The 11,795-nt window shown below is 65.1% G+C and carries 10 protein-coding genes and 1 pseudogene; 3 read left to right on the top strand and 8 right to left on the bottom strand.

What is annotated here, in order from left to right; all coding sequences use genetic code 11:
- Positions 1-10: 10 nt before the first annotated feature.
- Positions 11-334 (top strand): 2Fe-2S iron-sulfur cluster-binding protein, encoded by a 324-nt coding sequence (locus SE91_RS33785; protein WP_061850710.1) that lies wholly within the window; start codon positions 11-13, stop codon positions 332-334.
- Between the two features lie 84 nt (positions 335-418).
- Positions 419-1,630: an ABC transporter substrate-binding protein gene (locus tag SE91_RS33780; RefSeq protein WP_061851454.1), complete on the top strand. Its 1,212-nt coding sequence runs from the start codon at positions 419-421 to the stop codon at positions 1,628-1,630.
- 127 nt (positions 1,631-1,757) lie between these two features.
- On the opposite strand, the gene SE91_RS33775 is transcribed toward SE91_RS33780, so the two are convergent.
- A complete protein-coding gene (locus tag SE91_RS33775; RefSeq protein WP_061850709.1) occupies positions 1,758-3,020 on the bottom strand; it encodes an NAD(P)/FAD-dependent oxidoreductase in 1,263 nt (420 codons plus the stop codon).
- Between the two features lie 298 nt (positions 3,021-3,318).
- Between SE91_RS33775 and SE91_RS33770 the strand changes: the two genes are divergently transcribed.
- Positions 3,319-4,491 carry an ABC transporter substrate-binding protein gene (locus SE91_RS33770; RefSeq protein WP_060737335.1) on the top strand — a complete coding sequence of 391 codons (1,173 nt, stop codon included), beginning with the start codon at positions 3,319-3,321 and terminating at the stop codon, positions 4,489-4,491.
- Positions 4,492-4,702: 211 nt separating this feature from the next.
- On the opposite strand, the gene SE91_RS33765 is transcribed toward SE91_RS33770, so the two are convergent.
- The 7 genes and pseudogenes from SE91_RS33765 to SE91_RS33735 all read right to left on the bottom strand — a co-directional run.
- Positions 4,703-6,574 (bottom strand): bifunctional sugar phosphate isomerase/epimerase/4-hydroxyphenylpyruvate dioxygenase family protein, encoded by a 1,872-nt coding sequence (locus tag SE91_RS33765; protein ID WP_061850708.1) that lies wholly within the window; start codon positions 6,572-6,574, stop codon positions 4,703-4,705.
- On the bottom strand, positions 6,571-7,308 hold the full coding sequence (locus tag SE91_RS33760) for an ABC transporter ATP-binding protein (protein ID WP_061850707.1): 738 nt from the start codon (positions 7,306-7,308) through the stop codon (positions 6,571-6,573). Before SE91_RS33760 ends, SE91_RS33765 begins: the two co-directional genes overlap by 4 nt.
- A 9-nt stretch (positions 7,309-7,317) precedes the next feature.
- Positions 7,318-8,061, bottom strand: a complete 744-nt coding sequence (locus tag SE91_RS33755) for an ABC transporter ATP-binding protein (protein WP_061850706.1) — start codon at positions 8,059-8,061, stop codon at positions 7,318-7,320.
- On the bottom strand, positions 8,058-9,056 hold the full coding sequence (locus SE91_RS33750; protein ID WP_061850705.1) for a branched-chain amino acid ABC transporter permease: 999 nt from the start codon (positions 9,054-9,056) through the stop codon (positions 8,058-8,060). The genes SE91_RS33755 and SE91_RS33750 overlap by 4 nt, the downstream gene beginning before the upstream one ends.
- Positions 9,053-9,928, bottom strand: a complete 876-nt coding sequence (locus tag SE91_RS33745) for a branched-chain amino acid ABC transporter permease (RefSeq protein WP_061850704.1) — start codon at positions 9,926-9,928, stop codon at positions 9,053-9,055. The genes SE91_RS33750 and SE91_RS33745 overlap by 4 nt, the downstream gene beginning before the upstream one ends.
- Positions 9,929-10,191: 263 nt before the next feature.
- Positions 10,192-11,322, bottom strand: coding sequence for an ABC transporter substrate-binding protein (locus SE91_RS33740; RefSeq protein WP_061850703.1), 1,131 nt, complete (start codon positions 11,320-11,322; stop codon positions 10,192-10,194).
- 55 nt (positions 11,323-11,377) lie between these two features.
- Positions 11,378-11,795, bottom strand: a pseudogene (locus tag SE91_RS33735) (shikimate dehydrogenase); the annotation flags it as partial.

The following is an 11,795-nucleotide window of genomic DNA, read 5'->3' as shown; positions in this document are numbered from 1 at the left end:
GAGGAGTTTCATGCCTGCCATTACGTTCATCCATCCGGGCGGCAAGTCCGACCGCGTCGAGGCCATCGACGGCGAGAGCGCCATGCAGGCCGCAACGCGCCACGGCCTCGACGGCATTCTCGCCGAATGCGGCGGCAACGCCATGTGTGCGACCTGTCACGTCTATGTCGACGACGCCTGGCTCGCACGCCTGCCCGACATCGCCGACGACGAGGATGCGCTGCTCGACGGCACTGCAAGCGAGCGGCTGCCGAACAGCCGGCTATCCTGCCAGATCCACCTCACGCCTGCGCTCGACGGGCTCGTGTTGCGATTACCGGAGCGGCAAGTCTGAAGCGAAAAGTCTAAAGCGGCTAGTGACGTCCGAACTGCACCGGCAACGATCGGCGTGGCAACACATCCAACAGGGGAGGGAATGATGAAGCAACTGAAGTGGACGCTCGCACTGGCTGCGAGCCTGATGACCAGCGCGGCGAGCGCCCAGATATCCGACAACGTCGTGCGCGTCGGCGTGCTCAACGACATCTCCGGCATCTTCCAGGACACCAACGGCATGGGCTCGGTCGAGGCCGCGCGCATGGCGGCGGAGGATTTCAACGGCGGCGGCAAGGGCATCAAGGTCGAGATCGTTTATGCCGACCACCAGAACAAGGCCGATGTCGGTAATGCGATCGCGCGCAAATGGCTCGATGTCGAGGGAGTCGATGCCATCGTGGATGTGCCGAACTCGGCCGTCGGCCTCTCCATCAATTCACTGCTGCGCGACAGCCGCATGACCTTCCTGGCGTCGTCGACCGCGAGCTCGGATCTCACCGGCAAGGCCTGCTCGCCCAACACCATCCAATGGGTCAACGACGCCTGGGCCACCGGCAACACCACGGCGGCCGCGATGATGTCGCGCGGCGGCAAGGATTGGTATTTCCTGACGGTCGACTACGCGCTCGGCAAGGGTATCGAGGCGGAGGCGCAGAAATACATCGAGGGACATGGCGGCAAGGTGCTGGGCTCGTCCAAGCATCCGCTCGGCACCTCCGATTTCGCGTCCTTCCTGCTGCAGGCGCAGAGCTCGAAGGCGCAGGTGATCGGCCTTGCCAATGCCGGTGGCGACACCATCAACGCGGTGAAGCAGGCCGCTGAGTTCGGCATTCAGCAGAGCGGCCAGAAGCTCGTCGCCTTCCTGCTCTTCATCAACGACGTTCACGGCATGGGCATCAAGGTCGCTCAGGGCCTTCAGCTCATGGAAGCCTTCTACTGGGACATGAACGAGGACACTCGCGCGTTCGCGAAACGCTTCGCCGCGCGTCCCGGCATGAACGGCAAGATGCCGAGCGGCAACCAGGCGGGCGTCTATGCCTCCACGCTCGCTTATCTCAACGCTGTCGCCGCCACCGGCAGCGACAACGCCAAGAACGTCGTGCCCGAGATGAAGAAGTTCAAGGGCAAGGACAAGCTGTTCGGCGACACTGCCATCCGCCAGGACGGCCGCGTCATCCACCCGATGTACCTGTTCGAGGTGAAGAAGCCGGACGAGTCGAAATATCCGTACGACTATTACAAGCTGGTCTCGACGATCCCCGCGGACCAGGCATTTCGTCCGCTCGCGGAAGGTGGGTGCGAACTGGTGAAGTAGGGGCTCGTGCCCCGGACGCAGTGCGGCGCGGAGCGCTGCGCTGCAGAGCCGGGGCCCAGAACTTCTGGGGCCCGGCTCTGCGTCGCGTCATTGCATGCCGCGCCGCGTTTGGGACACGATAGCATCGTCACACCACCTTGCTTGATCCCTGTGTGATCAACCTCGCCGCGCGCTGATCCCGCGCGTAGATCCAGAGCCAGCTCAAGGCAACGCTGAGGCGGTGGCGGAGGCCGATCAGGAAGTAGATGTGGGCGATGCCCCAGATCCACCACGCGATGGTGCCGCGCAGCTTGACCTTGCCGAAATCGATCACCGCGAGCCGCTTGCCGATCTGCGCGAGGCTGCCGGCGTGCTTGTAGCGGAATGCGCCCTTGGTCTGTCCACGGAGCCGCGCCTTGATGGTCTCGGCGACGTGGCGGCCCTGTTGTTTCGCCGCTGGTGCGATGCCGGGCACGGGCTTGCCGTCCCAGGCATTGATGCTGACGGTATCGCCGATCGCAAAGATCTCGGGATGGCCGGGAATCGTCAGGTCGGCCTCGACCTGCACGCGCCCGGCGCGATCACTTGGCGCGCCCAGCCATTCCGCAGCGGGCGAGGCGCGCACGCCGGCGGCCCAGATCCGTGTCTTTGCCTCGAGCAGCTTGCCGCCGAACACCACGCCCTCGCGATTGATCTCGGTCACGGCCTGCCCGAGTACGACCTCGACGCCGATCTTTTCCAGCGAAGCCTGCGCGTAAGCGGAGAGATCATCGGCGAAACCCGCGAGCACGCGCGGGCCTGCTTCGATCAGCACCACGCGCGCCTTCGTCGTGTCGATGTTGCGGAAGTCGGCGGGCAGGGTGTGATGCGCCATCTCGGCGATGGTGCCGGCGAGCTCGACGCCGGTTGGACCGGCACCGACGATGACGAAAGTCAGCCGCGCCGCGCGCCGCGCGGGATCCGTCTCGCGCTCGGCGCGCTCGAACGCCACCAGGATGTGACGGCGGAGCGTGGTCGCGTCCTCCAGCGTCTTCAGGCCCGGCGCCCATGCCTCCCATTCGTCATGGCCGAAATAGGCGTGCCGCGCGCCGGTGGCGAGCACGAGGGTGTCGTAGGGCACCTCGCTGCCGTCGTCGATCAGCACGCAGCGCCTGTCGGCATCGACGCCGCTCACGGTCGCAAACAGCGTCGTCACCTCGCGCCGGTCGCGCATCAGATGGCGGATCGGCCAGGCGATCTCGCTGGTCGCGAGCGAAGCGGTCGCGACCTGGTAGAGCAGCGGCTGGAACAGATGGTGGTTGCGGCGGTCGATCAGCGTGATCTCGACCGGTGCGCCCGCGAGCCTATAGGCCGTCTCCAGGCCGCCAAAGCCGGCCCCGACGATGACGACGCGGTGTGGTTTAGCGGTCATGGTGCGCTCTCGAATCTCGCTGCTGTGCCTGCTCATTTAAGTGCGGATTAGGGGCCGCGGTCCAATAGCCGTCACCAATGGGCGCATAGGCGGGACATATCGATCCAGCGCGAAAAAGCGCCGCAGCCTTGGTCGAAGTAAGTAGAATTATATTTCTTGCCATCGCCGATTGGGGCGAAATATGGTGCAGGCACGGTCGCTGAGCCATTGGCGGCGCGATAGATTTTGCGTTCAATAGAGAGGCCCGGGGCGGCAATCACCCCGTTTTCCGGGACCAATAATAAGGAGGGGAGTGGTTATGAGGACGGCATTCTGGCTGGCGGGCGCAGCGGCGCTGGTGCTGGCAGGCCCGGCATCCGCCGGCGACACTATCAAGATCGGCTTCGTTTCGACCTTCAGCGGTCCGACCGCCGTGATCGGCAACGACATGCGCAACTCCTTCGAGCTCGCGCTCGATCATCTCGGCCGCAAGATGGACGGCAAGCCGGTCGAGGTGATCTACGAGGACGACGGGCAGAAGCCCGACGTCGGCAAGCAGAAGACCGAGAAGCTGGTGCAGTCCGACAAGGTCGATTTCATCGTCGGCTACATCTGGTCGAACGTGCTGCTGGCCTCGCTGAAGACCGCGGTGGACTCGCAGACCTTCCTGATCTCGGCCAATGCCGGTCCCTCGCAGCTCGCGGGCGAGCTGTGCTCGCCTTACGTGTTCTCGACCTCCTGGCAGAACGACCAGACGCCGCAGGCGATGGGCCTCTACATGAACCAGAAGGGCGTCAAGAGCGTGTTCCTGATCGGCCCGAACTACGCGGCCGGCAAGGATATGCTCGCGGGCCTGAAGAGCACCTTCAAGGGCGAGGTGAAGGGCGAGGAGTACACGGTCTGGCCGAGCCAGCTCGACTTCTCGGCCGAGCTCTCCAAGGCGCGCGCCTCCGGAGCCGAGTCGATCTTCGTGTTCTATCCGGGAGCTGCCGGGGTGCAGTTCCTCAATCAATACGCCCAGGCCGGCCTGAAGAGCACGATGCCGCTCTACACCGCCTTCACCATCGACGAGCTGTCGCTGCCGCTCCAGAAGGAGAACGCGTTAGGGGTGCCCGGCGCGCAGGAATGGGTCAACGACCTCCCCAACGAGCAGAACAAGCGCTTCGTCGCCGACTACCGCAAGAAGTACACTGGCCTGCGTCCAACCTATTACGGCGCGCAGTCCTATGACGCGGCCCAGCTCATCAACAGCGCGGTGGTCGCGGTGAAGGGCGACACCAGCAAGAAGGACGCGATGCGGGCCGAGATGGAAAAGGCCAACTTCAAGTCGCTGCGCGGTGCGTTCAAGTTCGGCAAGAACCACATCCCGGTGCAGAGCTTCTATCTCCAGGACGTGGTCAAGGATTCCGAAGGCCAGCTCGCGCTGAAGACCGTCGCCACCATCGTGGAGAACGACCAGGATCGTTTCCACGAGAAATGCAAGATGAAGTGAGCTGAACCTCCTCCTCTCCCCGCAAGCGCGCTTGCGGGGAGAGGGTTGAGGTGACGGGGACTCTCCGCGGGACGAGAGAAGTTGGGTTCGCAACCGCTCGCCACATCGTCATTGCGAGCGAAGCGAAGCAATCCAGAATCCCTCCGCGCAAAGACTCTGGATTGCTTCGTCGCAAGGGCTCCTCGCAATGACGACGCGGAGAGAGAGGTCCCTACACCCGCGGCACACTGGCGGGGCGCACCTCGCGGGCTTGCGCGGCGAGCCTGATGCCGGCATTGGCCGCGCCAAAACCCTGATAGTTCCTCCGCTCGACGATCTCGAAGAAGAAGCGCTCGTCGAAGATGTGGGTGTAGACCTGGAAGAATTCGCCGTCGCCCTCGCGGTCGTAGAGGATGTGGTTGGCGCGCAGCTGCGCCATCAGCTCGGGCGCGAGGTCGTATTTGGCTTCGATGTCGTCGTAGTAATTGCCAGGGATATCCAGGAAATCCGCACCGCGCTGGCGCATCTGCCCGACCGCTGCAAAGATGTCCCGGCACGCGAACGCGACGTGCTGGACGCCCGAGCCGAAGAACTCGGAGATGAAGCGCGACGGCAAAGTGCGGTTGGCAGAGGAGCCGTTGAGCACGAAGCGCAGGCTCTGGTCGCCGTTGACGACGGCCTGGCTCTGCACGAGGCCTCTGGGGTCGGCGATCTCCATCTGCGGTAGCCGCGTCAGGTCGAGAATGCCGGTGTAGAACAACAGCCAGGACAGCATCTCGTCATAGGGCATCGACTGCGCGATGTGATCGACCGCGAGCAGCGCATCGCCGCTGGCGTCGCTCGCAACAGGTTCGAAATCGGTGTCCCAGTTTTTGCCTGCCTGATCCAGGAAATAGAGCAGGCTGCCGCCGACGCCGTGGATCGCGGGGATCTCCAGCTCGCCCGGCCCGACCGGCTGGTAGAAGGTGCGGGCCTTCAGCGCCTCGGCCCGCTGCATGGCAAGGCCTGCATTGTCGACGTCGAGCGCGATCGCGCAGACGCCCGGGCCGTGCGTCACGTAATGCGAATGGGCAAAGCCGCCGCTCTCGCAATTGATGACGAGCTCGACCTTGCCTTGCGACCAGCGCTCCACCGCCTTGCTGCGGTGCTTGCCGCTCCTGCGGAAACCGAGCTGCGCGAACAGGCGGGCGAGCTCGCCGGCCTTGGTCTCGTTGACCGCGAACTCGACGAAGCCGGTCCCGTGGCTTCCGGCCCTTGGGGCCAGCGGTTCGCGGACGAGCTTGGGCCAATCCGGCGCAAGCTGGTCCTCCAGCAGGATCAGCGAGCGCAGGCCGTCCACCGCGGTCTGCGCGGCCGAGCCGGCGCGGAACTGGTCGTTGAAGATCTCCAGCGACAGCGGCCCGGCATAGCCGGTCGCCGCGATCGCCGCCATGAACTCGCCGACCGGCAGATCGCCCTGGCCGGGGAAGGAGCGGAAGTGCCGGCTCCACGACAGGATGTCGAGCTCCAGCTTCGGCGCGTCAGCAAGCTGGACCAGGAAGATCTTGTCGGCGGGGATCGAGGCCATGGCGCGGGTCGGAAAGCTAGGCGCCAGCGCGTGAAAACTGTCGAGGATGATTCCGATCGCGGGATGGTCGGCGCGCCGCACGATCTCCCAGGCATCGCGGTAGTCGTTGACATGGCGGCCCCAGGCCAGCGCCTCGTAGCCGACGCGCAAGCCACGCTTCGCGGCGCGCTCGCCGAGCTCGCGAAAATCGTCGGCGGCGCGGTCGATCCCGCCGAGCGAGGCGGGCGAAACGTTGGAGCAGATCAGCAACAGATCCGTGCCAAGCTCCTGCATCAGGTCGAACTTCCGCTCCGCGCGGGCAAAATTGCGTGCACGCTGCGGCTCGGGCATGCCCTCGAAATCGCGAAACGGCTGGAATGCGCAGATTTCGAGACTGAGATCCTTGCAGAGCCTTGCGATGTCGCGCGGGCCCGCGCCGAACGACAGCAAATCGTTCTCGAATATCTCGACCTGGTCGAAGCCGGCGGCGGCGATGGCGCGGAGCTTTTCGTCGAGCGCGCCCGAGAGGGAGACGGTGGCGATCGAACGCTTGTTCATGCCGCGCTCTCCTCCATGGCGCCGCCCAGGAACAGCTGCCCGATGCGGGGATCGTTCAGGATGCGCTTGGCGTCGTCGACCATGCGGGTCTGGCCGAGCTCGAGCACGATGCCGATGTCGGAGATCTCCAGCGCCGAGCGTGCGTTCTGCTCGATCATCAGGATCGTAACGCCGCGGTTGCGCAGGCTCTTGAGGATGTCGAAGGTCTGCTGCACCATCAGCGGCGACAGCCCGATCGAGGGCTCGTCGATGAGAACCAGCTTGGGTTCGAGCAGCAGCGAGCGCGCAATCTCGAGCTGTTTCTGCTCGCCGCCCGAGAGCGTAGAGGCCTGTTGCGTCGACTTGCGCCGCAGTGCCGGGAACAGATCCAGCGCGGCTTCGATCCGCCTGGGCAGGTCGAGGCCCTTGCCGGCGGCGACGCCGCCGAGCTCGATATTGTGGCGCACCGACAGCTCGGGAAAGATGTTGCGGCCCTGCGGTACGTAGCAGATGCCGGCATTGAGCAACGCGCGTTGGCTGAAGTTGGTGACATCGCGGCCCGCGAAGCTGATCTTGCCCTCGCGCAGCTTCAAGAGGCCGAAGATCGCCTTGAACACCGTGGACTTGCCGGCGCCGTTCGGGCCGATGATGGTGGTGATGGTCGCCTGCGGCACAGCGAAATTCGTCCCGTTCAGGATCGTCATCTTGCCGTAGCCGCCGACGAGATTGTGGACCGAGAGGATCGGATCGCTCATCACTCGCTCCTAATGTCCGAGATAGGCTTCGATCACGGCGGGGTTCTTGCGGACCTCGTCAGGCCGTCCCATTGCCAGCACCTTGCCCTCCGCCATGACCATCACGCGCGAGCACAGCGACATCACGAATTCCATATTGTGCTCGATGACTACGAAGGTCGCGTTCTTCTCGCGGTTGATCGCGACCAGGCGGTCCTTGAGGTCGGCCAGCATCGACGGATTGACGCCGCCCGCGGGCTCGTCGAGCAGCACGAGGCGCGGACCGCCCATGAAGGCCATGGCGGCGTCGAGCAGCTTCTGCTGGCCGTAGGAGAGGCCGCCGGCCGGCTCGTCGGCGAGATGGTCGAGCTTGAAGAAGCCGATCATCTGGTTGGCGGCCTCGGTCAGCCCCGCATCGGAGCGGCCGACGAGGCGCGAGGCCATGTTGCCCTGGTGCTCCTGTCCGGCGAGGATCAAGTTCTCGCGCACCGAGAGTTTTGGGAACACCTGCAGCAGCTGGAAGGTGCGGCTGACTCCGAGCTTGTTGAGTTCGGCGGGGCGCAATCCCGTGACCAGCCTGCCGTCGAGCTTGACCTCGCCGCCACTGGGGGTGAGCTGGCCGAGGATGCAGTTGAACAGGGTGGACTTGCCGCAGCCATTCGGACCGATCAGGCCGAGGATCTCGCCCTCGCGGACGTCGAAGGAGACGCCGTCGACGGCGCTGATGCCGCCGAAATTCTTCTTGATGTCGGTGACCTCGAGGACCGCGCTCATTGTGCCGTCTCCAGGCGGGATTTAGCGACGGCGCGCAGCGCGGAGGCCGCCTTGGTGCGGCGCTCCGCGAGGTAACGGTCGAGGATTCCCAGAATGCCGGTCGGCGACCAGATCAGGAGCAGCATCACGGCGACCGCATAGAGCATCAGATAATAGCCGTCGGTGAAGCGCAGCCATTCCGGCAGCAGCACCGCGATCATCGCGCCCAGGAATGGGCCGAAATAGAAGCCGGCGCCGCCGACGATCACCATCATCAGCAGGTCGAGCGAGAGCGAGAGGTTGAAGGGAACAGGGTCGATATATTGTGTCAGCGGCGCGTAGAGCGCACCGGCGACGCCGCCGAGCGCGGAGCCGATCGCAAACGCCATCAACGTGTAGCGACGGGTGTCGACGCCGAGGGACTGCGCGCGCAAGGGATTCTCGCGCAGCGCCATGAAGGCGCGGCCCCAGGGCGAACGGATCAGCCACCACACCGCCAGCGAGACGATCGCGAGCGAGCCGAGGCAGACATAGTAGAACGGCAGCGGTCTGTTGGTCGCGAACCCGAAGACGTGGGGGCGCGGAATGTTGGAGATGCCGTAGATGCCGCCGGTGAGCCAACTCTCGTTGCGGAACACCAGGAAGGCGAGCGTGGAGAACGCGAGCGTGACGAAGGCGAGATAGTGGTGCTGCACGCGCAGCGCGGGATAGCCGAGCACCCAGCCGATCGCAAAGCTCAGGACGATCGCGACCAGAATCGCTGCCGGCAGCGGCCAGCCATGCGTGGTCATGATTGCGGAGGCATAAGCTCCGATGCCGACGAACGCGCCTTGCGCCAGCGAAACCTGGCCGGCATAGCCGAGCGTGAGGTTGAGCCCCATCGCCGCGATGCTCATCACCGCCCATTGGCTCAGGATGAACAGGCCATAGCGGTTGAAGTTCATGGGGACGATGATCAGCGCGGCGATGACAGCAAGACCGAGCGCGATCTTCAGGGGTCTGGCGAAGCCGCTCATACGGTGCGCTCCTCGGCGCGGCCGAGCAAGCCCTGCGGCCGGAACAGGATGACGGCGATCAGGAACAGCATCGGCACGGCGGCGCGATACTGCGTCGAGACATAGGCGGCGGCGAGATTGTCGAGCACGCCGATCAGGAGGCCGCCGGCGATCGCGCCACGCACCTGGTTGAAGCCGCCGACGATCGCGGCGATGAAGGCGGCCTGGCCGAGCACCTCGCCGGACGAGAACTTCGCGAGGTAGATCGGCGTGATCAAAAGCGAAGCCAGCGCGACCAGGAAGGCGTTGATCAGGAAGGTCAGCATGATCATGCGCTCGACCGGCACGCCGATGATGCGCGCCACCGTCGGGTTCTGCGCGGCGGCCTGCATCTGGTGGCCGAGCGAGGTGCGGTTGAGCAGCGTGGTCAGGCCGACCACGGCGAGGATGGCGACGACGAGCACGCCGATGCTTTGCAGCGACACCGCATGGCCGAGAATGGAGACGTCGCCGGTCGGCACGATCGATGGAAAGGGCTGGGCCTCGGCGCTGAAGAATTGCTTGACGGATTCCTTGATGCCGATCGCCAGCGCCATCGTCGCGATCGCGAGCGGCAGCACGCCGTGGCGCATCATCGGATCCACCAGCAGCAGCTTGAAGGCGAGGCCGAGCAGGATCATCGACAGGAGGATGCCGAGAATGATCGCGAGCCAGAACGGCGCGCCGACATGCATCGCCGCCAGCATCAGGAACGCCGGCAGCATCACGAACTCGCCTTGCGCGAAATTGATGGTCTGCGAAGTCTGCCACAGCAACGTGAAGCCGACCGCGACCAGCGCATAGATCGCGCCGGTGGCAAGTCCCGCGACCAGAAGATCGAACAGATTGGACATGGTAAACCTCTTTCGACTCCTCTCCCAGCCCGCTGCGACCAACGGCTTGCGACAGCTTCGTCGCGGCACGTCATTCGAGACGCCCGCCTGCGGAGGGCCCTCAGGATGAGGGCGGAGTACGCGGTTGCGGGACCACGCGCTCCGCAGCAGCCTCATCCTGAGGAGACCGCTGAAAGCGGTCGTCTCGAAGGAAGCGGCGCTCGCTCCGCTCTATCAAAATGCATGGTCGACAACCTCTCCCCGCACGCGGGGAGAGGCGAAGATCACTTCACTTTCGGCAGCACCTGCTTCACGACCTGCTTGCCTTCGACCACCTCGACCAGGAAGCTCTGGCGGTCGATGTCGCCGGTCTCGCTGAAGGTGACGTCCATCAGGATGCCCGGCTCGTCCGCGGCCTTGATGGTGAGGCCGTGCAGCGTGTCGGCGAACTTCTTCGGATCGACCTTGCCCATCTTCTCGGTGGTGGCCTTCACCATGTAGACCGCGAGATAGCCCTTCAGGCCGTTGTGGTCAGGGACGTAATTGTACTTCTTGGAGAACTTCTCGCGGAACGCCTTGATCAGGTCGACCGGCGCATCCGTGGTGAGGCCGACATGGCCGCGGGCGCCGTTTGCGGCATCGCCCGCGAGCTCGATCACCTTCTGGCCGATCAGCGTGGTCTCGCCCATCAGCGGCGCGGTGACGCCCTGGCGCTTCAGCTCCTTGAGGATGCGCGCGCTCTCTTCTTCGTTCAGATAGACGAACACGGCGTCGGGATTGGCAGCCTTGATCTTGCCGACGTCGGCGGCGAAATCAGCCTGGCCAGCTTCGGTCGAGAGGTCGGCGACCACCTTGGAGCCGAGCCGGTCGAGCTCCTTGACCACGACGTCGCGCCCGCCGCGGCCGAAATCGTTATTGACCCAGACCACCGCAACCGTCTTCGCCTTCATCTCGTCGTGGATGTACTTGGCGACTTTCGGCATCGAGGATTGCTGGCCGAAGGAGGTGCGGAACAGGAATTTGTTTCCGGTCTGCGTCAGCTCGGCGGCCTCGCCGCCCATGATCTGCGCGATGCCGGCTTCGGCCGCGAGCGGCGCGGTGACCTTCACGGAGCCGGAATAGCCGGGCCCGAGCAGCACATAGGGCTCGGCGTCGAGTGCCTTCTGCACCTGGGCGCGCGCGACGCCCGGGTTGGACTGCGAGTCGGCGTGGGTGACCTCCAGCTTGCGGCCGAGCACGCCGCCCTTGGCGTTGATCTCCTCGATCGCGAGGTCGATGCCGTTCTTCCAATTGGTGCCGACGGTGGCGCCGCCGCCCGAGAGCTCGGCGACGTTGGCGAGCTTGATCGCCTGGGCAAGGGCGCTCGTTGCGGTCATGGCGGTGAGCAGCGCGCCCACCAATAGCGTTGATTTCATCGTCCTCTCCTCCCGTTTCAAATCTTGCAAGCGGCCTTGTGCCGGCCGCTTCGCCTCAAGCTGCCTGATAGGCTGCGCTGCGCGCAGCCATCACGGCGTCGAAAGCCTCTCCCATGATCTCGGTGGATGGGGCAAGGCCGGTGAACAGTTCGAAGGCGTCGGCGGCCTGGTAGATCGCGAGCTCGCGGCCGGTCATGATCCGGGCGCTTTTCTCTCGCGCTGCGGCAAGCAGCGGCGTGATCAGCGGCGAATAGACGGCGTCGGCGACCCACAGATTGGCCCGGAGCAGTCCCGCCGGCACCGGCGTGTCCCGGTTCGGCAGCATGCCGACCGGCGTGCCGTTGACGAGGCCGGTCGCACCATCGAGCGCCTCCTCGACGCTGGCGACAACGCGGGCACCGCCGCGCGGGGCGAGCAGGGCCGCCAGCTTTTCGGCGCGCGCCGGCTCGCTGTCGAAGATCCGGATATCGGCT

This window comes from Bradyrhizobium sp. DOA1 (assembly GCF_001593325.1).
GTDB lineage: Bacteria > Pseudomonadota > Alphaproteobacteria > Rhizobiales > Xanthobacteraceae > Bradyrhizobium.
Note: the sequence above shows the minus strand (reverse complement) of the source record. Positions and strands in the feature narration are given on the sequence as shown.

What these genes read in the sequence shown, in the direction of transcription:
- SE91_RS33745 (WP_061850704.1), bottom strand. Translation starts at nt 9,928, where the DNA reads ATGTCCAATCTGTTCGATCTTCTGGTCGCGGGACTTGCCACCGGCGCG.
- SE91_RS33780 (WP_061851454.1), top strand. Translation starts at nt 419, where the DNA reads ATGAAGCAACTGAAGTGGACGCTCGCACTGGCTGCGAGCCTGATGACC.
- SE91_RS33740 (WP_061850703.1), bottom strand. Translation starts at nt 11,322, where the DNA reads ATGAAATCAACGCTATTGGTGGGCGCGCTGCTCACCGCCATGACCGCA.
- SE91_RS33755 (WP_061850706.1), bottom strand. Translation starts at nt 8,061, where the DNA reads ATGAGCGCGGTCCTCGAGGTCACCGACATCAAGAAGAATTTCGGCGGC.
- SE91_RS33765 (WP_061850708.1), bottom strand. Translation starts at nt 6,574, where the DNA reads ATGAACAAGCGTTCGATCGCCACCGTCTCCCTCTCGGGCGCGCTCGAC.
- SE91_RS33770 (WP_060737335.1), top strand. Translation starts at nt 3,319, where the DNA reads ATGAGGACGGCATTCTGGCTGGCGGGCGCAGCGGCGCTGGTGCTGGCA.
- SE91_RS33760 (WP_061850707.1), bottom strand. Translation starts at nt 7,308, where the DNA reads ATGAGCGATCCGATCCTCTCGGTCCACAATCTCGTCGGCGGCTACGGC.
- SE91_RS33785 (WP_061850710.1), top strand. Translation starts at nt 11, where the DNA reads ATGCCTGCCATTACGTTCATCCATCCGGGCGGCAAGTCCGACCGCGTC.
- SE91_RS33775 (WP_061850709.1), bottom strand. Translation starts at nt 3,020, where the DNA reads ATGACCGCTAAACCACACCGCGTCGTCATCGTCGGGGCCGGCTTTGGC.
- SE91_RS33750 (WP_061850705.1), bottom strand. Translation starts at nt 9,056, where the DNA reads ATGAGCGGCTTCGCCAGACCCCTGAAGATCGCGCTCGGTCTTGCTGTC.